The sequence below is a fragment of the Streptomyces sp. NPDC001822 genome (genome assembly GCF_042892135.1).
GTDB lineage: Bacteria > Actinomycetota > Actinomycetes > Streptomycetales > Streptomycetaceae > Streptomyces.
In genome coordinates this window covers 301381-324615 of record NZ_JBIATW010000007.1, presented here as the reverse complement: position 1 = coordinate 324615, position 23235 = coordinate 301381, and the positions used below count along the sequence as shown (strand labels likewise).

Genomic DNA, 23235 nt, shown 5'->3' with positions numbered 1-23235 from the left:
CGGCCGGTTCGGACAGGCCCTGCCCAGGGGCAGGAACCCCCCTGTCCGCGATCGGCGCCACTGCCGCCGACCACCCGGTGGGGACCCAACGGATCCGCCCGCTCGACTGGACGTCGGGCCGGCGGGTATTGGACCGAGCGTGGCCGATCGTGGTGCATTCGCGGCCATGACACAAGGGGGGTCGTTACTCGCTAGTAACGGCCCGATAACCAGGGGACGACAGGGCGATACCGCCCGGCCACACAGGGTGGCCCCGGAGGGGCGCGCGAATGGGGGTAATTCGACCCTCAACCGGACAGACCCCGGGAGGCGATTTACTGCCAGTAACAGTGAGTACTTTTATCAAGTTTTGGTAAAGCAGGGGCATTCGTTGTCGTTCGCCCGCGAAAACGGCCGTGGTGCCCGGGAGGGCTCCACGGCCGTGTTGTCACATCAGAACAAGACGCGCGCGAGGGCGGTCCGGGCGGCCACGACACGCGGGTCGTCCGGGCCGATCACCTCGAAGAGCTCCAGGAGCCGCACCCGCACCGCGTCGCGGTCGTCACCGAAATTACGGCGGACCGTCTCGACGAGCCGCCCGAAGGCGTCCTCGACGTGACCGCCGACGAGGTCCAGGTCGGCGGCGTCCATCTGCGCCGCCGGATCGGCCGGGTCGTCGGCGGCCGCCTTGCGGACCTGCTGCGGGTCCATGCCCCCCACGCGGCCCAGCAGATCGGCCTGGGCCAGGCCCAGCTTCGCCTCGGTGTTCAGCGGGTCGTCGGCCAGGACGCTCCGGTACGCCTGGACCGCGCCGTCGAAGTCATTGGCGTCCAGCGCCTGCGCGGCGGTCTCCAGCAACGCGTCGTACGGCCCCGCGGGCACCTCGGCGGGGGCGGCCTCCGCACCACCGGCCCCGGCCTCCGCGTCGACGACGATCCCGGTGAGACCGAACCGCTCCTCGCCCACCTGGATCAGCTGGTCGAGCGTCTGGCGGATCTGGCTCTCCGGCGCCGCGCCCTGGAAGAGCGGCAGCGCCTGCCCGGCCACCACGGCGAAGACCGCCGGGATGCCCTGGATGCCGAACTGCTGCATGAGCATCTGGTTGGCGTCGACGTCGACCTTGGCCAGCAGGAAGCGGCCGTTGTACTCGACGGCGAGACGCTCCAGGAGCGGGCCGAGCTGCTTGCAGGGTTCGCACCACTCGGCCCAGAAGTCGATGACGACCGGGACTTCGGTGGAGCGCTGGAGGACGTCGGTCTCGAAGCCGGCCTCGTCGACGTCGATCACCAGGGAGGCGGGGGACACGGCGCCGGTCCCACCCTGCCGGGCGGACTCGGCGCGGGCGTGCTCCGCCTTCGCCTTGGCCTCGCCGGCCGCCTTCACAGCGGCGAGGTCGACGACGCCGCTCATGGACATGTTCCTAGGCTGCATACGTACATCCTCCCCCCTGTGCGCGCTGCCGCGAAAAGCGATCCGCGAGCCGCCCCCGCCCACAGCCGCACCGGAGTGCGCGGCGTGTGGTCGAAAGCGGCCCCGAGGCCCTGAAACCCCCTGGTCGGCACCGGGTCCCCACCTGGTGCCTGTGGCTGTCGATCGGTCGTTGCGTGACGACGGCGGACCGTCGCTTCTTACGCTACGACCCGTAGCGTAACTGCCCGGCCCCCCTCCGGGGCAAGAGCGCACGGTGATCTGTCTCACGGGCTCCGGGGCCGGTCAGCGCTACTTACCGGCCGGTATGGTCGCCGCATGCTGAGCCGCAGCCCGACCGAACCCGCCCGATCCGGACGTCCCCGCAGCGCCGAGGCCGACGCCGCGATCCTGGAGGCGACCCGCGAGTCACTGGTCGATCTCGGCTGGTCGAAGCTGACCATGGGGGACGTGGCGTCGCGGGCGGGGGTCGCCAAGACGACCCTCTACCGCCGTTGGGCGGGCAAGAACGAACTGGTCGTGGACGCGGTCGCCGTGCTCTTCGACGAACTGGAGCTGCCCGACCTCGGCAGTCTGTCGGCCGATGTGCAGGCGGTGGTGCTGCAGTTCGCCGCCCTGCTGGAGCGGCCCGAGACCAGGACGGCGCTGATGGCGGTCGTCGCGGAGTCCACACGCGACGAGGCCCTGCGGGACCGTATACGGAACTCGATCGTGGCCCGGCAGAAGCGACTGGTCCTGCAGGGGCGCGAGCGGGCGGAGGAGCGCGGGGAACTGCCCCTGGAGTCCGACCCGGAGCTCGCGGCCCGGACCGCCGACCTGATCTTCGACGTCATCGCCGGCGCGGTGGTGCACCGCGCGCTGGTGAGCGCCGAGCCCGTCGATGCCGACTGGGCCCGGCGCTTCACCCTGCTGCTGCTCTCGGGACTGGGAGCGGCGGCGGCCTCGCGGGAGGACTGACGCGAGGTCAGAAGCCGGGCGGCTCGGTGTAGACGCCCCACTCGTCACGCAGCACGCCGCAGATCTCGCCCAGCGTCGCCTCCGCCCGTACGGCCTCCAGCATCGGCGCGATCATGTTCGAACCGTCCCGCGCGGAGGCCAGCATCGCGTCCAGTGCCCTGCGGACCCGGGCGTCGTCGCGGCTCTGCTTGCGCGTGGCGAGTTCGCTCACCTGGTCGCGCTCCACCTCGTGGCTGACCCGCAGGATCTCCAGGTCTCCCGTGACGGACCCGTGGTGGACGTTGACGCCGACGACGCGCTTCTCGCCCTTCTCCAGGGACTGCTGGTAGCGGAAGGCCGACTCGGCGATCTCGCCGGTGAACCAGCCGTCCTCGATGCCCCGCAGGATGCCCGAGGTCATGGGCCCGATGGGGTGCTTGCCGTCCGGGTGGGCCCGGGTGCCGCGCTCCCTGATCTGCTCGAAGATCTTCTCGGCGTCGGCCTCGATCCGGTCGGTGAGCTGCTCGACGTACCACGAGCCGCCCAGCGGGTCGGCGACGTTGGCGACGCCGGTCTCCTCCATGAGCACCTGCTGGGTGCGCAGCGCGATCTCGGCGGCCTGCTCGGACGGGAGGGCGAGGGTCTCGTCCAGGGCGTTGGTGTGCAGCGAGTTGGTTCCGCCGAGGACCGCGGAGAGCGCCTCCACCGCGGTACGCACCACGTTGTTGTACGGCTGCTGGGCCGTGAGCGAGACTCCGGCGGTCTGCGTGTGGAAGCGGAGCCACTGCGCCTTGTCGGTCTTCGCGCCGTACGTCTCCTTCATCCAGCGCGCCCAGATCCGGCGGGCCGCGCGGAACTTGGCGATCTCCTCGAAGAAGTCGAGGTGCGCGTCGAAGAAGAAGGACAGGCCGGGGGCGAAGGTGTCGACGTCGAGGCCGCGGGAGAGACCCAGCTCGACGTAGCCGAAGCCGTCGGCGAGGGTGTACGCGAGCTCCTGTGCGGCCGTGGCCCCCGCTTCGCGGATGTGGTAGCCGGACACCGAGAGCGGCTTGTAGGCGGGGATGTCGCGGGCGCAGTGCTCCATCAGGTCGCCGATGAGGCGGAGGTGCGGCTCGGGCTGGAAGAGCCACTCCTTCTGCGCGATGTACTCCTTGAAGATGTCCGTCTGGAGCGTGCCGTTGAGCACGGCCGGGTCGATGCCCTGGCGTTCGGCGGCGACCAGGTACATGCAGAAGACGGGGACGGCGGGCCCGCTGATCGTCATCGAGGTGGTGACGTCGCCGAGCGGGATGTCCCGGAAGAGGACCTCCATGTCGGCGGCGGAGTCGATGGCGACACCGCAGTGGCCGACCTCGCCCAGTGCGCGGGCGTCGTCGGAGTCGCGTCCCATCAGGGTCGGCATGTCGAAGGCGACGCTGAGTCCGCCGCCGCCGTTGGCCAGGATGGTCTTGTAGCGCTCATTGGTCTGCTGGGCGTTCCCGAAGCCGGCGAACTGGCGGATGGTCCAGGTGCGGCCCCGGTATCCCGTGGGGTGGAGTCCCCGGGTGAAGGGGTACTCGCCGGGCCAGCCGATCCGTTCGAATCCTTCGTACGCGTCGCCGGGGCGGGGCCCGTACACGGGCTCCACCGGGTCGCCGGAGAGCGTGCTGAAGTCCGCGTCGCGTGTGCGGGCCTTGTCAAAACGGGCCTGCCAGCGTCGGCGGCCTTCCTCGATCGCGTGAGCGTCCATGGTACGAATTTACTAGGACGTCCTAGTAAATGTCGATGGCAAACCGCCCGGCGCTTCGCGCGGGGCGGTTTCGCGGTGCGGTTTCGCGGTGCGGATCAGGCCTTGACGGTCTGCGGGGAGCCGTCGGCGATCAGCGGCTCCACCTCCTGGACCACCTTGCGCTCGACGAAGAACGCGGCGGTCGGGATCGTGCCCGAGATCAGCACCCAGAGCAGTTTGCCGACGGGCCACTTCGCCTTGGAACCGAGGTCGAAGGCGAAGACCAGGTAGATGATGTAGAGGACACCGTGGATCTGCGAGACGACGAGCGTCAGACCCTCACCGGTGTCGAAGCCGTACTTGAAGATCATGCAGACGCACAGGATCAACAGCATGACGGCGGTGACGTAGGCCATCACCCGGTAGCGGGTCAGCACACTGCGTTTCATGGCATCGAGCGTATCCGGGCGGCCGGGGCGATCTTGCGGCACCCCGCGCCCCGCACCTCGCACCTCGCACCGCACGCCCGCCCGCCCGGCGTGGTGCGGTCACTTGTCCTCGAAGTCCCGGGCCGCCACCCGCAGCGGGCGCAGCATCGCGAAGATCTCGGCGCACTCCTCCGCGTCGTACGCCCCGAGCCCGAAGTCCATCGCCATCAGGTCCGCACTGGCCGCCTCGACGACCTCACGGCCTTTGTCCGTGATGGAGGCGAGGGTTCCGCGCCCGTCGTTGGGGTTGGGGCGCTTGGCGACGAGGCCCGACCGCACCAGCCGGTCGACGGTGTTCGTCACGGAGGTCGGGTGCACCATCAGACGCTCACCGATCTTGGACATCGGCAGCTCACCGGCCTGGGAGAAGGTGAGCAGGACCAGCGCCTCGTAGCGGGCGAAGGTCAGGCCGTACGGCTTGACCACCGCGTCCACCTCGGCCAGCAGAATCTGCTGCGCCCGCATGATCGAGGTGATCGCGCCCATCGAGGGCACCGGCCCCCAGCGCCGGTGCCAGAGTTCCTCTGCACGGGCGATGGGGTCGAAAGGGAGGCTGAGCGGCTTCGGCACGGCACGACCTTACCCACTGGTCACATGGCGGTCATGCCCGTCTCGCACTTCGGTACCGGACGCGTGTTCTACGGACCTCCACGGCGAGCAGCAGCGTCGTCACGGCGCCCACGGCCCCCGAGGCGGCCACCACCTGGTGGACCGGGAAGAACTCCGCCGCCAGTCCCGCCAGGGCCATGCCGAGCCCCTGGACCGTCATCAGGCCCGCGGTGAGCAGGGTCATCGCCCGGCCCCTGAGGTGTTCGGGGACCGCCTGGACGAACCACTGGTCGAGCCCGATGACGTACGCGGCCCCCGTGCCCGCCAGGACGAGGACCACGACGGCCCCGGCCGTCCCCGGGCGGAACGCGTACAGCACGAGGGGCAGCAGGCCCAGGACGGCGACCGGCAGCACGATCCTGGAGCGGGCACGGGGCCCGAGGGCTGTACCCGCGAAGATCTCCGCACCGATGTGGCCGACGGCCATCGCGCACATCATCAGCCCGAGCGCCGCCGGTCCCGCGCCGATCGCGTCCGCGTACGGGGCCGCGAGCGCCTCCGGGGCCACCACGAAGAACGCGGGCACCCAGAACAGGAGCAGCAGCCCCCTGACCCCGCGGTCGCCGAGGACGGCGCGCGCCCCGGCGAGCGACTCCTTCAGCAGCGTGCCGCCCACGTCCCCTCCCGAGCGGGCGGGCCTGGCCTCGGTGCCCAGGCGCAGCAGGGCCGCTGAGCACAGGAACGTGACCACGGTGACGGTGATCGCCCCGCGCGGGGACAGCGCGGCGAGCAGGACCCCGCCCGCGCCAAAGCCGATGAGCAGGGCACTCTGCGAGACCAGGCGCAGCAGTGACCGGCCGAGGACGTAGAGCGGGCCGTCGCCGAGGATGTCCGGGAGGGCGGCCGTGCGGGTCCCCGTGAAGACGGGCGCCACGGCGGCGACCAGGCAGCGCAGCGCGAGGAGCAGGCCGACGGAGGTCCCCGGGAGCACCATGACGGCGACGCATCCGGCGCAGATCAGGTCGCAGGTGACGAGCACCCGCCGGGCGGGGTAGCGGTCCGCGACGCCGGCGAGGAGGGTTCCGCCCACGATGTACGGCAGGAAACCGAGCGCGAAGGTGAGGGCGGACAGCAGCGGCGAGCCGGTGAGGTCGTAGACGAGCACGGTGAGCGCGAGCTCGCTGACGACGACACCGAGGAGGGAGAGCAGATGGGCGGCGAACACCGCCCGGAACTCCCGTACGGCGAACACGGCGCGGTAGTTCGCGGACCGCGGGGGCGGTGCGGGACCGGTGGACGGGGTGTCGGCGGTGGACTCGTCGCGGGGTGTGCCCGCCGGGGTGGTGGTGTCGCTCGGCATGGCACGACCTGCTGCGCTGCCGCTTCGCCCTCTCGCCGCTGTGGGAGACCCAGGCGGCCGTACGACTGCTGGCCCGTCCGGGGGCGCACGGCCACCACCTGCCCTGGCTGCGCCGCATCCGCGAGGACGCGGCAGCCCTCGACTTCACCCCGCTGTGGCTGCTCATGCCGGACGGCGGCCACAACCCCGACTTCATCTGCCCGCCGCCCGTCGGCCCCACGACCACCTTCGAGGAGGAGATCGACGGGGTGCGCGGCACCGATCCGCTGGTCGCCCGCGAGGACATCGCACTGGCCCTGGCAGGGCGGCCCGACCGCCCCGCCGGTGAGCGGATGCTCGCCGACCCGGTGCGGGCGGTACGGGAGCTCGCCGACCTGCTGGAGCGGGCCTGGCGGGTCATGGTCGAGCCGCACTGGCCCCGGCTGCGCTCCCTGCTGGAGGCGGACATCGCCTACCACTCGCGCCGTCTCGCCGAGGTCGGCTTCGAGCGCCTGCTCGGTGAGATCAGCCCGCGGCTGCGATGGACGGACTCGACGCTGACGGTGGCCGGCACCAGGGGGAACCACACCCGGGTGCTCGGCGGCCAGGGGCTCGTCCTGATGCCCAGCGCCTTCGTCTGGCCCGACGTGGTCGGCGGCCACGAACCGCCCTGGCAGCCGGCCGTGATCTACCCCGCGCGGGGTATCGGCGGTCTGTGGACCCCGGCGGGCGACCGGACGCCCGACGCGCTCGCCCGTCTGCTGGGCCGGGCACGCGCGGACGTGCTGTGCGCGCTCGACGAACCCGCCGGTACCAGCGCCCTCGCGCACCGGCTGGCCCTCGCTCCCTCCTCCGTCTCGGCGCACCTGTCGGTGCTGCGCGCGGCGGGTCTGCTCACCTCACGGCGCTACGGTCACCAGGTGCTGTACGAGCGCACGCCGCTCGGCATCGCGCTGGCCGGCCAGGAGGCCTGAGTCCGCCCGGCGCCGCCGGGTCAGCCGCCCGGCGCGGGAGTGCCCGCGGCGGCGGCGGGGGCGCGCTCGGCCTCCGTGAGGGGCAGCGCCTCACGGCCGCGGGCCTCCTGGCGGCGGCGCTCCCGCAGTCGCGCGAGGGAGCTCACGGCGGTCGGCGCCAGGGCGGCGGGCAGGGTGAGCGCGGCCCAGGCCGTCGCCGGGAAGAGTAGCCAGGTCAGCGCGCAGAGCGCCCAGCCGACGACCGTCACGGGGCGGTGGAGGAGGAGCAGGGTGTAGCCCAGGAGCCGGCCGGCGGGCACCCGGAACAGCGCCTTCCCGTACAGCGGCAGCAGTGTTCTGCGGAGCCCGGGCGACGGGTCCCGGCGCGCCCCCGACACCTCTCGGGCGGCCGGCTCGTCCGCGCTGTGGACGGAACGCCAGTGGCGTCCGGTGAGGGGGTTGTGCCGGCGGTGCATCTCCAGCCCGGCCGCGATGTCGCCGGTGGCCGGGGCCCGGAACCCGCCCGCCCCGCGCAGCGCCTCGACGCGTACGACGACGCCGGAGCCGGAAAGCAGGGGCGCCCCGTGGTGGTTGCCCGCGCACTGGACCAGCGCCCGGTGGACGGGGTCCGGCCCCGGGCCGTCGGCCCCCTCGCCCTGCGGGCCCACCACGAAGGCGGTGTCGGCGTCCCGGAACCAGCCAGTAGTGCGTTCCAGGAAGCCCGGGTGCGGCACGTGACCCGGGGCCGCGCAGGCCAGGAGGCCGTAGTCGTCGCCGTGCTTGGCGATCCAGGCGTTGTGGTTGCCGTGCTCCGCCCCCGCCTCGTGCGGACCCCGCGCCCGGTTCCACTCGGGCACCCCGCGGCGGGTGAAGTGGTGCACGCCGAGTTCGGCGCAGAGCATCCTGGCCTCGGGATCGTCGCCCTCGTCGAGCAGCCACACGTCCAGCGGCCCGGGGTGCCGCAGCCGCACCGCGCCCTCCAGGACCGCCCGCACCGCGGAGAGGGGTTCCCTCCCCGGTGCGTACGTGGCCAGGAAGGCGACCGCGTAGCCGGGTTCGGGCGTCGCGGGGACCGGCTCCCGGGCGGCCCGGACGGCCCGGACCGTCAGGACCGCGTTGACCACGGCGACCAGTACGAGCGGGCAGACCACCCCGAGCAGTGCGGGGCGCTGGGCCTGCAGGACGGAGCCGAGGGCGAGCAGGCCGGTGAGCGCGGGGGCGAACGCCGCCGTGAGCAGCCCTCCCGTGCCTCCGTGCCCGGCCGCGGGCGCGTCCTGGTGCTCCGCCGTCGGCGGCCCGGCGGTCCGTCCCGCGGGACGGCCGCGCTTGTCGTGGTCGTGACCCTCCGTCGGCATCGCGCCTCCAACGGTCGAATATGCCGGTATCCCCACAGAAGGGGAGAGACGCGAAGGTGTCGACCCGGCAGGACCGGGCGGGCGGATTCTTTCCGCCGAACGGGGAAGAGCCCCCGGCGCCTGTGGGCGGCCGGGGGCTCCTGGGTGTGCGGAGAGCGGTACGGAGGGTCCGTCAGCCGGCGAGGTGGCGTTCCACCGTCTCGACCTTGGACGTCAGGCCGTCGGTCACACCGGGCCGGATGTCGGCCTTGAGCACCAGCGACACGCGGCCCGCGCGGGCCTCGACGGCCGCGACGGCGCGCTTCACCACGTCCATCACCTCGTCCCACTCGCCCTCGATCGAGGTGAACATCGCGTCCGTGCGGTTGGGCAGCCCGGACTCGCGGACGACGCGCACGGCGTCGGCGACGTACTCGCCGACGTCCTCGCCCACACCCAGGGGACTCACGGAGAAGGCGACGATCATGCGTTCACCGTGCCCTCGGCGCGGGCGCGGGCGGCGATCACGCCGTCGGCCTCGTACTTCTTGAGCAGCTTCTCGCCGTAGAGCCCGCCGAACGGCACGACCGCGAGGAGGAAGAACAGGCCGACGCGCTTGAGCGGCCACTTGGCCTTGACCCAGACGTCCACGAGGAAGATCACGTAGATCGTGAACAGGATGCCGTGCAGCGCCCCGAGGGGCGGCATCAGGAAGTCGATGTCCGAGACCCGCATGAGCAGCGAGCCGAAGATGAGCAGCGCCGGGAAGGAGAGTGCTTCGGGAAGCGAGATGAGGCGCAGCCGGTGCAGGGCGGAAGCGGTCTTGATGTCCACGAGGGCACCTTCGGTGGGAGGGGCGTGTCGGCTTGTGAACGCACGCACAAGCACAGCCATTGTGGCATCGGGCACGGCCCCCCTCCGAGCGGGGTCCCCGTACCGCCTCCGCAGCACGTACCGGTGCATTTCAGGGCCGTCGCGGGGGGCATTCGGGGTGGGATCGGTCACCGGGGCCTGTCCGCGCGGCGCACCTGCGGCTACCGTCTCATCGTGGCGATGTTCCGACTCCAAGGCAGCAAGACGCTGGCCGTCGACCTGACAGGCGATGCCGTCAAGGCGAAGAACGGCTCGATGGTCGCGTACGACGGCCGGATGGACTTCAAGAAGATGTCCGGCGGCGGTGAGGGCATCCGCGGCATGGTGACCCGCCGCCTCACCGGCGAGCAGATGGAGATGATGGAGGTGAAGGGGCAGGGGACCTGCTATTTCGCGGACCGCGCGAGTGAGATCAACCTCGTCTCGCTGCACGGCGACAAGCTGTACGTCGAGGCCAGCAACCTGCTGGCCGCGGACGCCGGGCTCCGCACCGGCACCACCTTCACCGGCCTCCGGGGCGGGGCGAGCGGCAACGGCCTGTTCACCACGACCGTCGAGGGGACCGGCCAGGCCGCGATCATGTCGGACGGCTCGGCCGTGGTACTGCGGGTGACCCCCCAGTACCCGCTGAACGTCGATCCCGGCGCCTACATCGCCCATCAGGGCAGGCTCCAGCAGCACTTCCAGTCCGGCGTGAACTTCCGGACGCTCATGGGCGAGGGCTCCGGGGAGTCCTTCCAGATCCGCTTCGAGGGCGAGGGCCTCGTGTACGTCCAGCCCAGTGAGCGCAACACCGTGGGGGGCGACGTCTGATGCCGTTCCGCGAGATCAACTCGAAGATGGTCGAGGCCACGGTGGCACCCGGCCAGAAGATGTACAGCCAGCGCGGCGCGATGCTCGCGTACCGCGGCGACGTGTCGTTCACCCCGAACATCCAGGGGGGCCAGGGCGGCCTGGGGTCGATGATCGGCCGGCGGGTGGCCAACGAGGCGACCCCCCTGATGACCGTCGAGGGGAGCGGCACGGTGATGTTCGGCCACGGCGGCCACCACATCCAGGTGATCAACCTGGCCGGGGACACCCTGTACGTGGAGGCCGACCGGCTGCTCGCCTTCGACGGCACCCTTCAGCAGGGCACCATGTTCATGGGCTCGCAGGGCGGGGTCATGGGGATGGTGCGCGGCCAGGTGACGGGGCAGGGCCTCTTCACCACGACACTCAAGGGCCACGGCGCCGTCGCCGTGATGGCGCACGGCGGTGTGATCGAACTGCCGATCACCCAGGGCCGCCCGGTCCACGTCGATCCGCAGGCGTACGTCGCGCACCACGGGAGCGTGACCAACAAGCTGTCCACGGCGCTCGGCTGGCGCGACATGGTGGGGCGCGGTTCGGGTGAGGCGTTCCAGCTGGAGCTCAGCGGCAACGGAGCGGTGTACGTCCAGGCGTCGGAGGAGAAGCTGTGAGCACGCCGGTGATCTTCGATCCGACGACGCTGCCGTCGGACGACAACGTGAACGCGTACACCTTCTGCGTGGAGCTCAAGGGGAGCCAGTGGTTCCTGCAGAAGGGCAAGATGATCGCCTACTACGGGCGCATCGACTTCAACGGGATCGGGCACGGGCGCTTCGAGCGGCTGATCCGCACGAGCTTCCACTCCCCCCTGCACGCCAGTGACTGGGTCGTGGCCGAGGGCAGCGGGAAGATGCTGCTCGCCGACCGGGCCTTCGACGTGAACTCCTACGACCTGGACGACGGCAACCTGACCATCAGGTCGGGCAACCTGCTGGCGTACCAGCCGACGCTCGCGCTGAAGCAGTCGATCGTCCCGGGCTTCCTGACCCTGATCGGGACGGGGAAGTTCGTCGCGGCGTCCAACGGCCCGGTGGTCTTCATGGAGCCGCCGGTGCGGGTGGACCCGCAGGCGCTGGTGGGATGGGCGGACTGCCCGTCCCCCTGCCATCACTACGACCACGGCTACATGACGGGCGTGATGGGCGGGCTGCGGTCGCTCACCGGTATCGGCGGCACCTCGGGCGAGGAGCACCAGTTCGAGTTCGTCGGGGCGGGCACGGTGCTGCTCCAGTCGACCGAGGTGCTGATGCCCGAGCAGGCGACCGGCGCGGTCCCGCACGAGCCGGGTGTGCCCGGCGGCGGTCCCGGAGCGGGTCAACACGGCTCCACACCCCGCATGCCCGGTCAGCTGGGGGACCTCCAGCGTCGCTTCGGCCTGTAAACGATAGTCTGCGGAGTGTGACGCCCGGCAGTGCGTGCGAGGTGTCACACTCCCTGACTTCGTCCGGCTTTCAACATCTTAGGTAGAATCCATACATGGAGACCGAGACGGCCACCCGCTGGCTGAACGACGCGGAGCAGTGCGCCTGGCGCACCCACCTTGACGTCAGCAGGCTGCTGACGCACCAGCTGGAGAAGGACCTCCAGCCGTTCGGGCTGACCATGAACGACTACGAGATCCTGGTCAACCTCTCGGAGTCGGACGAGCGGCGCATGCGGATGAGCGACCTCGCCGCCGCCACCCTGCAGTCCAAGAGCAGGCTCTCGCACCAGATCACCCGCATGGAGACCGCCGGCCTCGTGCGGCGCGAGCACTGCGAGTCGGACCGGCGCGGGCTCTACGCGGTCCTCACGGACCTCGGCGGCGAGACGATGCGCAAGGTCGCGCCCCACCACGTCGAGTCGGTGCGCAGCCACTTCATGGACCTGCTGTCACCCGAGGCGCTCGCCGAACTGCACGCGGCGCTGACCCCCATCGCGGACCACCTGCGCGGCCGCCGCGGCAAGCCGTAGGGCGCCCGTCGGCCCGGCCGGCCGGGACCCGCTCACCCCCTGCGGGGCAGCCGCAGGGTGAAGCGCGCTCCACCGTCCGAGGCCGCGCCGGCCGTCAGCGTGCCCCCGTGCCGCACGGCCACGTCGCGTGCGATGGCCAGGCCCAGTCCGGCTCCGCCGTCGTCCCGGCTGCGCGCGTCGTCCAGGCGCACGAAGCGCTCGAAGATCCGGTCGCGTTCGCCCGGCGGCACCCCGGCGCCGTCGTCGGTGACCTCCACGACCACGCCGCCACGGTCCGCGCGCACCGACACGGCGACCGAACGCACCGCGTGGCGCTCGGCGTTGTCCAGCAGGTTGCCGACGACCCGGGCCAGCTGACCGCGTGAACCGGTGACGTCGAGACCGTCCTCCTCCCGCACCGACACCGCCGGGGCGATCCGGTCCCCCGTACGCCGGGACACCTCCTCGCGGACCAGGGCGCCCAGATCGACCACCACGCTCCCCGGCCGCTCCCCCGCGTCCAGCCGGGCCAGCAGCAGCAGGTCGGCGGCCAGCGTCTGCAGGCGCACCGTGTCCGCGACCGCGCCCGGCACGTCCAGCAGCTCCGGGTGGGCGGCCCCCACCTCCAGCTGCGTGCGCAGCGAGGCGATCGGGCTGCGCAGCTCGTGCGAGGCGTCCGCGACGAAACGCCGCTGCCGGCCGACCGAGGCCTCCAGCACGGTCAGGGTCTCGTTCGTCGTACGGGCCAGCCTCGCCACCTCGTCCCGGGAGTCCGGCTCGGGGACGCGACGCCCGAGGTCCTCCGACGCGGTGATCGCGGCCAGTTCCCGCCGGATGCCCTCGACCGGGCGCAGCGCGCGCCGCGTGACGAGCCAGGTCACCCCAGCGACGACCAGCAGCACGACGGGCAGCCCCGTCAGCATGGAGTCGCGCACCGAGTCCACGGCCTCCTGTTCGGCCGCGAGCGGGGCACCCGCGTGGACGGTCAGGGTGACGTCCTCGTCCGTGGTCAGCTCGACGGAGGCGAACCGGTAGTCGGCCGTCTCGCCGTCGACGGTGGCCGTGCCGTTCGCGAAGTCCAACCGGTCGGAGGACACTTCACCGCGGTCCGGGGTGCTCGTGTCGTCATCGTCGTCATCGTCGCCCTCCGGGCTCGGGGCCGGCGCCGGCGGCTCCGGCTCGACCTCCGCCGTGCCCGTGCCCGAGATCGCCTCCAGGTCCTTGGAGACGGCCACGACGCGCCCCTCCTCGTCGGTCACCTGGACGGGGTGGGTCTCCTCGTCGCCCGGTTCCAGCTCCGCGTACGCCGTCCCCAGGGCGAGCTGCCCGGCCACCTCGCGCGCGGCCACCTCCGCCTCCAGCCCGGCCCGGTCCGTCAGATTGGCGCGCAGCACCAGCAGGACGGCCAGCCCGGCACCGATCAGCGCGACGGCGACGACGAGGGTGGCGCCCAGCGCCGCCCTCGCCCGGACGGACCTCACCGCGCCTCCAGCCGGTAACCGGCGCCGCGGACCGTGCGGATCGAGGTGGCGCCGAGTTTGCGGCGCAGGGTGCTGACGTAGACCTCGACGATGTTCGGGTCGCCGTCGTAGGCGAAGTCCCAGACGTGCTCCAGGATGTCCGCCTTGCTGACCACCTCGCCGGCCCGCAGCACGAGCTGCTCCAGGACGGCGAACTCCTTCGCGGTGAGGGCGACTTCCTCCCCGTCCCTGTGCACCCGCCGGGCGGCGGTGTCCATCCGGAGCGCACCGGCGTTCAGCACCGGCGAGGCGGAACCGGCGCGACGGCGCAGCAGCGCCCGGATCCGGGCGACGAGCACGACGTACGAGAACGGCTTGGTCAGGTAGTCGTCGGCGCCCGTGTCCAGGCCCTCCGCCTCGTCGTACTCCCCGTCCTTGGCGGTCAGCATCAGGATCGGCATCTCGTGTCCGGCGGCCCGCAGGGCGGCACAGATCCGGTAGCCGTTCATGCCGGGCAGCATGATGTCGAGCACGACGAGGTCGTGGACGCCCTCACCGGCCCGGTGCAGACCCTCCAGACCGTCGTGCACGACGTCGACGGCGAACCCCTCGGCCGTCAGCCCGCGCGCCAGTGACGTCGCCAGGCGCTTCTCGTCCTCCACGATCAACAGACGCATGGGGACAGCTTCCCAAACCGGACCTGAAGACGTCTTCAGGCGGCTTCAGGCTGGGTTCAGCATCGCGGCGCCAGTGTGGTTCCCGTCGTACCGCACCGCACATCCCATCGGGGAGGAACCCGCCATGAAGCGCAACATCACCGTCGCCGCTCTCACCGCCGCCGTGCTCGTGGGCGGCGGGCTCGTCACCACCGCGGCGTTCGCCGACTCCGACGGCGGCACGAAGGAGGGACGCACGGCCGGGAACACGGGCAGCGGCACGGCCGGCCGGACGATCCCCCTGGACGAGGCGGTGGGCACCGCCCTGAAGGCCGTCCCGGGCACGGTCACCGAGGCCGGGCTGGACGACGATGACGACCACGGGGGCCGCACCGTCTGGGAACTGGACGTGTACGGCTCCGACAAGGCCTGGCACGACGTGACGGTGGACGCCCGCGGCGGCAAGGTGCTGTCGGAGCGCACGGACGACGACAACGACGACCGCGACCGTGCGCCCCGCCGGACGGCCGTCTCCCTCGACGCGGCCGTGAAGGCGGCCCTCGGCGACCGGCCGGGCACCGTGACGTCCGTGGACCTTGACGACGACGGCGACGACGGCGGGAAGGCCGCGCCGCACTGGGAGGTCGACGTCACAGGCGAGGACGGCCGCGCGCACGAGCTCCACGTCGACGCGAAGAGCGGCAAGGTCACGGCGGACCGTGCCGATGACGACACCGACGACGACAGCGACAGCGACAGCGACGACTGACGGCCGGGAGCCGTCCGGCGGAAGCCTCCCCGGGCGGCCCGCACGCCGCCCGGGGCGGTCAGTTTCCGCTGGTGAGTCCCGCGACCAGCTCGTCGGCCGCCGCGTACGGGTCGAGCTCTCCCGCCACGATCCGCTCGGCGAGCGCGTCCAGCCGGCGGTCGCCGTGCAGATCGGCGATCCGTTCACGGAGCGCCGTGACGGCGATCGTCTCGACCTCGCGGGCCGCGCGTGCCGTGCGCCGCTCGGCGAGAACGCCGTGCTCCTCCATCCAGGCCCGGTGCTTCTCCAGCGCCTCGACGACCTCGTCGATGCCCTCGCCCCGGGCCGCGACCGTCTTCACGATCGGCGGCCGCCAGTCGCCGGGCCCCCGGGACTCCCCCAGGCCCAGCATGTGGTTGAGCTCCCGGGCGGTCGCGTCGGCGCCGTCCCGGTCGGCCTTGTTGACGACGTAGAGGTCGCCGATCTCCAGGATCCCGGCCTTCGCCGCCTGGATGCCGTCGCCCATGCCGGGGGCGAGGAGGACGACGGAGGTGTCGGCCTGGGAGGCGATCTCCACCTCCGACTGGCCCACCCCCACCGTCTCCACGAGGATCACGTCGCAGCCCGCCGCGTCCAGCACCCGGATCGCCTGCGGGGCCGACCAGGCGAGCCCGCCCAGATGCCCGCGGGTGGCCATCGAACGGATGTAGACGCCCGGGTCGGAGGCGTGCTCCGACATCCGGACCCGGTCGCCGAGGAGCGCGCCCCCGGAGAAGGGCGACGACGGGTCGACGGCGAGGACCCCGACCCGCTTGCCCGCCTTCCGGTAGGCGGAGACCAGCGCCGAGGTCGAGGTGGACTTCCCGACCCCCGGCGACCCGGTCAGGCCGACGACGTACGCCCGGCCGGCGAGCGGCGCCAAGGCGGCCATCACCTCGCGCAGGTGCTCGGAGGCACCCTCCACCAGGGAGATGAGCCGGGCCACCGCACGCGGCCTGCCCTCCCGCGCCTGCTCGACCAGGGTGGGGACGTCCACCTTCACACTCGGCCTCCTCGCTCGTTCGTACGGTGTACTACTTGCCCGGTACGCGGATGATCAACGCGTCGCCCTGACCGCCGCCGCCGCACAGAGCCGCCGCGCCGGTGCCTCCGCCGCGCCTCTTCAGCTCCAGCGCCAGGTGCAGCACCACGCGGGCGCCGGACATGCCGATCGGGTGGCCGAGCGCGATCGCGCCGCCGTTGACGTTGACCTTGTCCGAGCTGACGCCGAGGTCCTTCATCGACTGGACCGCGACGGCCGCGAAGGCCTCGTTGATCTCGATGAGGTCGAGGTCCTCGACGCCGATGCCCTCCTTCTTCAGGGCGTGCCGGATGGCGTTGGAGGGCTGCGACTGGAGGGAGTTGTCCGGTCCCGCCACGTTGCCGTGGGCGCCGATCTCGGCGATCCACTCCAGGCCCAGCTCCTCGGCCTTGGCCCTGCTCATGACGACGACGGCGGCGGCGCCGTCGGAGATCTGCGAGGACGTGCCCGCCGTGATCGTCCCGTCCTTGGTGAAGGCCGGGCGCAGCTTGCCGAGCGACTCCGCGGTCGTCTCGGGGCGGATGCCCTCGTCCTTGGAGAAGAGGACCGGGTCGCCCTTGCGCTGCGGGATCTCGACCGGGGTGATCTCGGCCTCGAACAGGCCGTTCTTCTGAGCGGCGGCGGCCCGCTGGTGCGAGAGGGCGCCGATCTCGTCCTGGGCCGCGCGGGTCAGGCCGAGGCGGGAGTTGTGCTTCTCGGTGGACTCGCCCATCGGGATGTTCTCGTGGGCGTCGGTCAGGCCGTCGTAGGCCATCGAGTCGAGCAGCTCGACCGCTCCGTACTTGTAGCCCTCGCGGGACTTCGGCAGCAGGTGCGGGGCGTTGGTCATGGACTCCTGGCCGCCGGCCACCACGACGTCGAACTCGCCGGCCCGGATCAGCTGGTCCGCGAGGGCGATCGCGTCGAGCCCGGACAGACACACCTTGTTGACGGTGAGCGCGGGGACGTTCATCGGGATTCCGGCCTTGATCGCCGCCTGGCGTGCGGGGATCTGCCCCGCCCCGGCCTGGAGCACCTGGCCCATGATCACGTACTGGACCTGGTCGCCGCCGATGCCGGCCCGGTCCAGCGCGGCCTTGATGGCGACGCCGCCGAGGTCGGCCCCGGAGAAGCTCTTCAGCGAGCCGAGGAGGCGGCCCATGGGCGTACGTGCGCCCGCGACGATCACTGAGGTGGTACCGGTCGTTCCTGACATGAGGCGCAGCCCCTTGGATTGGTTGTGAACGAGGGTTTACCTGAATGTACTGAGCGGTACCGCGCCCGTCATCCGGCAGTGGGTGTGATCGCGCGCACGTTGCGTAACCATCCCCGGGGCGCTGCACTGGTTCCATGCTGACGCGAATCGACCACATCGGAATCGCCTGTTTCGACCTGGACAGGACGGTGGAGTTCTACCGCGCGACCTACGGCTTCGAGGTGTACCACTCCGAGGTCAACGAGGAGCAGGGCGTCCGGGAGGCCATGCTCAAGATCAATGACACCTCCGACGGCGGTGCCTCGTACCTCCAGCTGCTGGAACCGACCCGCGAGGACTCGGCCGTGGGCAAGTGGCTGGCAAAGAATGGCGAGGGTGTGCACCACATCGCCTTCGGTACGGCGGACGTCGACGCGGACGCCGCGGACATCCGCGGGAAGGGCGTCAGGGTGCTGTACGACGAGCCCAGGACGGGTTCCATGGGGTCGCGCATCACCTTCCTCCACCCCAAGGACTGCCACGGGGTGCTGACCGAACTGGTCACCTCGGCAACGGAGCACTGACCCGCCGGATACCCGGCCCGGTAGAGTGGGCGGTTCCGGGCCGGGGCCGGGTCGGGGCCGTGCCCCGTCCTCACCGTTGATCTGTCACCATTCCCCGGGGGACCGCTCGCCGCGAGCGGTGCTCGTACGGATTTTGCGACAGGGTTGGGGTCTCCCCCGCTCGAACGATGTTGAGAGCTCGGGGAAGGATGGGACCGCGCAGTGCGGGGCTACGAAGGCCAGCAGAGCCACCGGGCTGACGACGACCATCTCTCGCGGTTCGAAGCCGAGATGGACCGGCTGAAGACCGACCGGGAGAAGGCCGTCCAGCACGCCGAGGACCTCGGTTACCAGGTCGAGGTCTTGCGCGCCAAGCTGCACGAGGCGCGGCGCAATCTCGCGACCCGCCCCGCACACGACGGCGCGGACATCGGCTACCAGGCCGAACAGATGCTCCGCAACGCCCAGATCCAGGCCGATCAGCTGCGCACGGACGCCGAGCGCGAGCTGCGCGAGGCCAGGGCGCAGACGCAGCGGATCCTCCAGGAGCACGCGGAGCACCAGGCGCGTCTGCAGGCCGAGTTGCACTCCGAGGCGGTGCAGCGGCGCCAGCGGCTCGACCAGGAGCTCGCGGAGCGCCGGCAGACCGTCGAGTCCCACGTCAACGAGAACGTCGCCTGGGCCGAGCAGTTGCGTGCCAGGACCGAGTCGCAGGCCCGCCGTCTCCTGGACGAGTCGCGCACCGAGGCCGAGCAGTCCCTGGCGGGCGCCCGCGCGGAGGCCGCGCGGCTGGCCGACGAGACCCGTCGGCGCCTCAACTCCGAAGCGGAGGCGGCCCGTAACGAGGCCGAGGGGACGCTGCTGCGGGCCCGCCGGGACGCGGAGCGACTGCTCGACGCCGCGTCCACGCAGGCGCAGGAGGCCACCAGTCACGCCGAGCAGCTGCGCTCGACGGCGGCCGCCGAGACGGACCAGACCCGTCAGCAGACGGCCGAGCTCAACCGCACGGCCGAGCAGCGCATGCAGGAGGCCGAGACCCGGCTGCGCGAGGCCAGGCTGGAGGCCGAGAAGGTCCTCGCCGAGGCCAAGGAGGCCGCCGTCAAGCGGCTGGCCGGTGCCGAGTCGCAGAACGAGCAGCGCACCCGTACGGCCAAGTCCGAGATCGCCCGGCTGGTCGGCGAGGCCACCAAGCAGGCCGAGACGCTCAAGGAGGAGGCCGAGCAGGCCCTCACCGACGCCCGGGCGCAGGCCGAGCGGGTGGTCGCCGAGGCCGCCGAGAAGGCCCGCACCCTGGCCGCCGAGGACGCCGCGGCCCAGCTCGCGAAGGCGGCCCGCAGCGCCGAGGAGGTCCTGACCAAGGCCTCCGAGGACGCCATGTCCACGACCAAGGCGGCGAGCGAGGAGGCCGACCGGATCCGCCGCGAGGCCGAGGCCGAGGCGGACCGGCTGCGCGGCGAGGCCGCCGAGCAGGCCGACCAGCTCAAGGGCGCGGCCAAGGACGACACCAAGGAGTACCGGGCCAAGACCGTCGAGCTGCAGGAGGAGGCGCGCAGGCTGCGCGGCGAGGCCGAGCAGCTGCGTTCCGAGGCCGTCGCCGAGGGCGAGCGCATCCGCGGCGAGGCCCGGCGGGAGGCCGTCCAGCAGCTGGAGGAGGGCGCCCGGACCACCGAGGAACTGCTCACCAAGGCGAAGGACGACGCCGAGGAGCGGCGTACCTCCGCGGGCACCGAGGCCGAGCGGGTCAGGACCGAGGCGGCCGAGCGCGCGGCCACGCTGCGCAAGCAGGCGGAGGAAGCCCTCGAACGTGCCCGCGCCGACGCCGAGAAGGTGCGTGCCGAGGCCGAGGAGCAGGCCGCCGCGCTGACCGCCGCCGCGGAGACGGCGGCCGAGGCCCTGCGCGAGGAGACCGAGCGCGGCGTCGAGGCCCGCAAGACCGAGGCGGCCGACGAGCTGGCCCGGCTGCACACCGAGGCCGAGTCCCGGGTCACCGCCGCCGAGGAGGCCCTCGGCGAGGCGCGTACGGAGGCGGAGCGCATCCGCCGCGAGACCAACGAGGAGTCCGAACGGCTGCGCTCCGAGGCCGCCGAGCGGGTGCGCACGCTCCAGGAGCAGGCGACGACGGAGGCCGAGCGGCTGCGCATCGAGGCCGCCGCGGACGCCGCCCAGTCGCGCGCCGAGGGCGAGTCCGTGGCCGTACGGCTGCGCAGCGAGGCGGCGGCGGAGGCCGAGCGGCTGAAGACCGAGGCCCAGGAGACCGCCGACCGGGTGCGCTCCGAGGCGGCCGCCGCCGCCGAGCGCGTCGGCACGGAGGCGGCCGAGGCTCTGGCCGCCGCCCAGGAGGAGGCCAACAGGCGCCACCGCGAGGCCGAGGAGACGCTGGGTTCCGCCCGCGCCGAGGCGGAGCAGGAGCGCGAGCGCGCCCGCGAGCAGAGCGAGGAGCTCCTCGCCTCCGCGCGCAAGCGGGTCGAGGAGGCCCAGGCGGAGGCGCAGCGGCTGGTCGAGGAGGCCGAGAGCCGGGCGTCGGAGCTCGTCTCCGCCGCCGAGCAGACCGCCCAGCAGGTGCGCGACTCCGTGTCCGGGCTGCAGGAGCAGGCCGAGGAGGAGATCACCGGGCTGCGTTCGGCCGCCGAGCACTCTGCCGAGCGGACGAAGAACGAGGCCCAGGAGGAGGCGGACCGGGTCAGGGCCGACGCCTACGCCGAGCGCGAGCGGGCCACCGAGGACGCCAACCGTGTGCGCCAGGTCGCGCACGAGGAGTCGGAGGCCGCGAAGTCCCTGGCCGAACGGACCGTGTCCGAGGCGATCACCGAGTCGGAGAAGCTCCGCTCGGACACCTCGGAGTACAGCCAGCGGGTGCGCACCGAGGCGTCGGACGCCCTCGCCTCGGCCGAGCAGGACGCCTCGCGCGCCCGCGCCGACGCCCGTGAGGACGCCAACCGGATCCGTTCGGAGGCGGCGGCTCAGGCCGACCGGCTCGTGGCGGAGGCCACGAGCGAGAGCGAGCGGGTCCGCACCGAGGCCACCGAGGAGTCGGCACGGTTCGTCGGCGAGGCGACCGACGAGGCGGAGCGGCTGCGGGCCGAGGCGGCGCAGACCGTCGGGTCGGCCCAGGAACACGCAGCCCGGACGCGCGAGGAGTCGGAGCGGCTGCGCACCGAGGCCGAGGCCGAGGCCGAGCGGATGCGCGCGGATGCCCGCCAGGAGGCGGACCGGCTGCTCGACGAGGCGCGCGAGGCCGCGGCGAAGCGGCGTACGGACGCCGCCGAACAGGCCGACCAGCTCATGGAGAAGGCGCAGGAGGAGGCGCTGCGTTCCGCCACCGAGGCCGAGGAGCAGGCCGACAGGATGGTCGGGGCGGCCCGCGACGAGGCCGTCAGGATCACCTCGGCCGCCACCGTCGAGGGCAACACCCTGGTCGAGCGGGCTCGTACGGACGCGGACGAGCTGCTCGTCGGCGCGCGCCGTGACGCCACCGCCACCCGGGAGCGCGCGGAGGAGCTCAGGGCCCGGATCGAGAGCGAGATCGAGGAACTGCACGAGCGTGCCCGGCGCGAGACCTCGGAGCAGATGAAGACGGCCGGCGAGCGTGTCGACAAGCTCATGAAGGCCGCGACGGAGCAGCGCGAGGAGGCCGAGGCGAAGGCCAAGGAGCTGCTGAACGACGCGAATTCGGAGGCGAGCAAGGTCCGGATCGCCGCCGTGAAGCGCGCCGAGTCGCTCCTGAAGGAGGCCGAGACCAAGAAGGCCGAGCTGACCCGCGCGGCGGAGAAGCTGCACGCCGACGCCGAGGCCGAGGCACAGCAGTTGGTCGACGAGGGCAGGCGGGAGCTGGATCTGCTGGTCCGCAGACGGGAGGACATCAATACGGAGATCTCCCGTGTCCAGGACGTGCTCGAGGCGTTGGAGTCTTTCGAGGCTCCGGGTGGGACGGGCAAGGCCGCGGGGGGTGGCGCCGGGGGCGTCAAGACCGGTGCCTCGGTGGGCAACCGGTCGGGCGGCAAGACGTCGGACGGCTAGCCTCGTACGACTTTGCCATGAACATTCAATCCTTCGAGTGGCAAGCACTCCGGAGGTCAGCCACTCAAAAGGGGTGTCATTCTCCATACCAAAGCGGCATCTTCACGTTGACACGCCGCCCAGGCCCCTAGGATTCCCTCTAACACCTCACCGGTCTCATTCGACAGGAACCCCATGAGCGACCCTTCCTCCCCCTTCGGCTTCGAGCTCGTGCGACGTGGATACGACCGCGGTCAGGTGGACGACCGCATTACCAAACTCGTCGCCGACCGTGACAGCGCCCTCGCCCGAATCACCTCGCTGGAAAAGCGCATCGAGGAGCTCCACCTCGAAACGCAGAACGCCCAGGCCCAGGTCAACGACGCCGAACCGTCGTACGCCGGCCTCGGTGCCCGTGTCGAGAAGATCCTCCGCCTCGCCGAGGAAGAGGCGAAGGACCTGCGTGAGGAGGCCCGCCGCGCGGCCGAGCAGCACCGCGAGCTCGCCGAGTCGGCCGCCCAGCAGGTGCGCAACGACGCGGAGACCTTCGCCGCCGAGCGCAAGTCGAAGGCCGAGGACGAGGGCGTCCGCATCGTCGAGAAGGCCAAGGGCGAGGCGGGCACGCTGCGCACCGAGGCGCAGAAGGACGCCCAGCAGAAGCGCGAGGAGGCGGACGCGCTCTTCGAGGAGACCCGCGCCAAGGCCGCCCAGGCCGCCGCGGACTTCGAGACGAACCTCGCCAAGCGCCGCGAGCAGTCCGAGCGCGACCTCGCGTCCCGCCAGGCGAAGGCCGAGAAGCGTCTCGCCGAGATCGAGCACCGCGCCGAGCAGCTTCGCCTGGAGGCGGAGAAGCTCCGCACGGACGCCGAGCGCCGGGCCCGTCAGACGGTGGAGACCGCGCAGCGCCAGGCCGAGGACATCGTGGCCGACGCCAACGCCAAGGCCGACCGGATCCGCAGCGAGTCGGAGCGCGAGCTGGCGGCGCTCACCAACCGCCGCGACTCGATCAACGCCCAGCTGACCAACGTCCGCGAGATGCTGGCGACGCTGACGGGTGCCGCGGTCGCCGCCGCCGGCTCCCCGGCGGAGGACGAGCCCGCCACCCGCGGGGTCCCGGCGCAGCAGAGCCGCTGACGCCCCACGCACCTCAGCTGTACCTCTTGCGCGCCCGGTTCCGCCCTTGTGG

21 protein-coding genes and 1 pseudogene are annotated in these 23235 nt (G+C 72.2%); 10 read left to right on the top strand and 12 right to left on the bottom strand.

All coding sequences use genetic code 11. From position 1 onward, the window contains the following. Positions 1-432: 432 nt before the first annotated feature. Complete coding sequence (locus ACFYY2_RS19230) at positions 433-1410, bottom strand: tetratricopeptide repeat protein (protein ID WP_388744151.1); 978 nt, start codon at positions 1408-1410, stop codon at positions 433-435. A 315-nt stretch (positions 1411-1725) separates the two neighbouring features. On the opposite strand from ACFYY2_RS19230, the gene ACFYY2_RS19225 reads away from it, so the two are divergent. After that, positions 1726-2364, top strand: coding sequence for a TetR/AcrR family transcriptional regulator (locus tag ACFYY2_RS19225; RefSeq protein ID WP_388744147.1), 639 nt, complete (start codon positions 1726-1728; stop codon positions 2362-2364). A 7-nt stretch (positions 2365-2371) separates the two neighbouring features. Here ACFYY2_RS19225 and ACFYY2_RS19220 read toward each other — a convergent pair whose 3' ends face one another. The 4 genes and pseudogenes from ACFYY2_RS19220 to ACFYY2_RS19205 form a co-directional block, all read right to left on the bottom strand. Next, positions 2372-4072 carry a methylmalonyl-CoA mutase gene (locus tag ACFYY2_RS19220; protein WP_388744144.1) on the bottom strand — a complete coding sequence of 567 codons (1701 nt, stop codon included), beginning with the start codon at positions 4070-4072 and terminating at the stop codon, positions 2372-2374. A 95-nt stretch (positions 4073-4167) separates the two neighbouring features. After that, positions 4168-4500 (bottom strand): DUF3817 domain-containing protein, encoded by a 333-nt coding sequence (locus ACFYY2_RS19215; protein WP_388744141.1) that lies wholly within the window; start codon positions 4498-4500, stop codon positions 4168-4170. Between the two features lie 99 nt (positions 4501-4599). Next, complete coding sequence (locus ACFYY2_RS19210; RefSeq protein WP_388744138.1) at positions 4600-5109, bottom strand: MarR family winged helix-turn-helix transcriptional regulator; 510 nt, start codon at positions 5107-5109, stop codon at positions 4600-4602. Positions 5110-5118: 9 nt separating this feature from the next. Further along, positions 5119-6448 (bottom strand): annotated as a pseudogene (locus ACFYY2_RS19205) (MFS transporter). Here ACFYY2_RS19205 and ACFYY2_RS19200 point away from each other — a divergent pair. Further along, positions 6415-7401 (top strand): DUF5937 family protein, encoded by a 987-nt coding sequence (locus ACFYY2_RS19200; protein WP_388744135.1) that lies wholly within the window; start codon positions 6415-6417, stop codon positions 7399-7401. The pseudogene ACFYY2_RS19205 and the gene ACFYY2_RS19200 sit on opposite strands and share 34 nt — an antisense overlap. A 20-nt stretch (positions 7402-7421) precedes the next feature. On the opposite strand, the gene ACFYY2_RS19195 is transcribed toward ACFYY2_RS19200, so the two are convergent. The 3 genes from ACFYY2_RS19195 to ACFYY2_RS19185 all read right to left on the bottom strand — a co-directional run bounded on the left by ACFYY2_RS19195 (position 7422) and on the right by ACFYY2_RS19185 (position 9548). Then, entirely contained in the window at positions 7422-8735 is a 1314-nt protein-coding gene (locus ACFYY2_RS19195) for a glycosyl transferase (protein WP_388744132.1), read from the bottom strand. A 172-nt stretch (positions 8736-8907) separates the two neighbouring features. Then, the gene (locus tag ACFYY2_RS19190; protein WP_015578763.1) at positions 8908-9201 is read right to left on the bottom strand and encodes an MTH1187 family thiamine-binding protein; all 294 of its coding nucleotides are present in this window, start codon (positions 9199-9201) and stop codon (positions 8908-8910) included. Beyond that, positions 9198-9548, bottom strand: a complete 351-nt coding sequence (locus ACFYY2_RS19185) for a DUF3817 domain-containing protein (RefSeq protein WP_384057990.1) — start codon at positions 9546-9548, stop codon at positions 9198-9200. The genes ACFYY2_RS19190 and ACFYY2_RS19185 overlap by 4 nt, the downstream gene beginning before the upstream one ends. A 219-nt stretch (positions 9549-9767) precedes the next feature. Here ACFYY2_RS19185 and ACFYY2_RS19180 point away from each other — a divergent pair, with 219 nt between their 5' ends. From ACFYY2_RS19180 to ACFYY2_RS19165, 4 genes are all read left to right on the top strand, one after another. Beyond that, on the top strand, positions 9768-10400 hold the full coding sequence (locus ACFYY2_RS19180; RefSeq protein ID WP_388744340.1) for an AIM24 family protein: 633 nt from the start codon (positions 9768-9770) through the stop codon (positions 10398-10400). Continuing rightward, positions 10400-11050 (top strand): AIM24 family protein, encoded by a 651-nt coding sequence (locus tag ACFYY2_RS19175; protein WP_388744128.1) that lies wholly within the window; start codon positions 10400-10402, stop codon positions 11048-11050. Before ACFYY2_RS19180 ends, ACFYY2_RS19175 begins: the two co-directional genes overlap by 1 nt. Then, positions 11047-11820 (top strand): AIM24 family protein, encoded by a 774-nt coding sequence (locus tag ACFYY2_RS19170; RefSeq protein ID WP_388744125.1) that lies wholly within the window; start codon positions 11047-11049, stop codon positions 11818-11820. The genes ACFYY2_RS19175 and ACFYY2_RS19170 overlap by 4 nt, the downstream gene beginning before the upstream one ends. Positions 11821-11915: 95 nt before the next feature. Continuing rightward, a complete protein-coding gene (locus ACFYY2_RS19165) occupies positions 11916-12392 on the top strand; it encodes a MarR family winged helix-turn-helix transcriptional regulator (RefSeq protein WP_388744122.1) in 477 nt (158 codons plus the stop codon). 32 nt (positions 12393-12424) lie between these two features. Here ACFYY2_RS19165 and ACFYY2_RS19160 read toward each other — a convergent pair whose 3' ends face one another. Both ACFYY2_RS19160 and ACFYY2_RS19155 read right to left on the bottom strand, forming a co-directional pair. Then, positions 12425-13852, bottom strand: coding sequence for an ATP-binding protein (locus tag ACFYY2_RS19160; RefSeq protein WP_388744119.1), 1428 nt, complete (start codon positions 13850-13852; stop codon positions 12425-12427). Further along, positions 13849-14508 (bottom strand): response regulator transcription factor, encoded by a 660-nt coding sequence (locus ACFYY2_RS19155; protein WP_388744116.1) that lies wholly within the window; start codon positions 14506-14508, stop codon positions 13849-13851. The genes ACFYY2_RS19160 and ACFYY2_RS19155 overlap by 4 nt, the downstream gene beginning before the upstream one ends. Positions 14509-14632: 124 nt before the next feature. On the opposite strand from ACFYY2_RS19155, the gene ACFYY2_RS19150 reads away from it, so the two are divergent. Further along, complete coding sequence (locus ACFYY2_RS19150) at positions 14633-15256, top strand: PepSY domain-containing protein (protein WP_388744113.1); 624 nt, start codon at positions 14633-14635, stop codon at positions 15254-15256. Between the two features lie 58 nt (positions 15257-15314). On the opposite strand, the gene meaB is transcribed toward ACFYY2_RS19150, so the two are convergent. Beyond that, a complete protein-coding gene (gene meaB, locus ACFYY2_RS19145) occupies positions 15315-16277 on the bottom strand; it encodes a methylmalonyl Co-A mutase-associated GTPase MeaB (RefSeq protein ID WP_388744110.1) in 963 nt (320 codons plus the stop codon). Between the two features lie 31 nt (positions 16278-16308). Continuing rightward, a complete protein-coding gene (locus ACFYY2_RS19140) occupies positions 16309-17511 on the bottom strand; it encodes an acetyl-CoA C-acetyltransferase (protein ID WP_388744107.1) in 1203 nt (400 codons plus the stop codon). 134 nt (positions 17512-17645) lie between these two features. On the opposite strand from ACFYY2_RS19140, the gene mce reads away from it, so the two are divergent. The 3 genes from mce to ACFYY2_RS19125 all read left to right on the top strand — a co-directional run bounded on the left by mce (position 17646) and on the right by ACFYY2_RS19125 (position 23183). Continuing rightward, entirely contained in the window at positions 17646-18074 is a 429-nt protein-coding gene (mce, locus tag ACFYY2_RS19135) for a methylmalonyl-CoA epimerase (RefSeq protein ID WP_099174436.1), read from the top strand. 201 nt (positions 18075-18275) lie between these two features. Further along, on the top strand, positions 18276-22070 hold the full coding sequence (gene scy / locus ACFYY2_RS19130; protein WP_388744104.1) for a polarized growth protein Scy: 3795 nt from the start codon (positions 18276-18278) through the stop codon (positions 22068-22070). Between the two features lie 174 nt (positions 22071-22244). Then, entirely contained in the window at positions 22245-23183 is a 939-nt protein-coding gene (locus ACFYY2_RS19125) for a cellulose-binding protein (protein ID WP_329040664.1), read from the top strand. Positions 23184-23235: the final 52 nt, after the last annotated feature.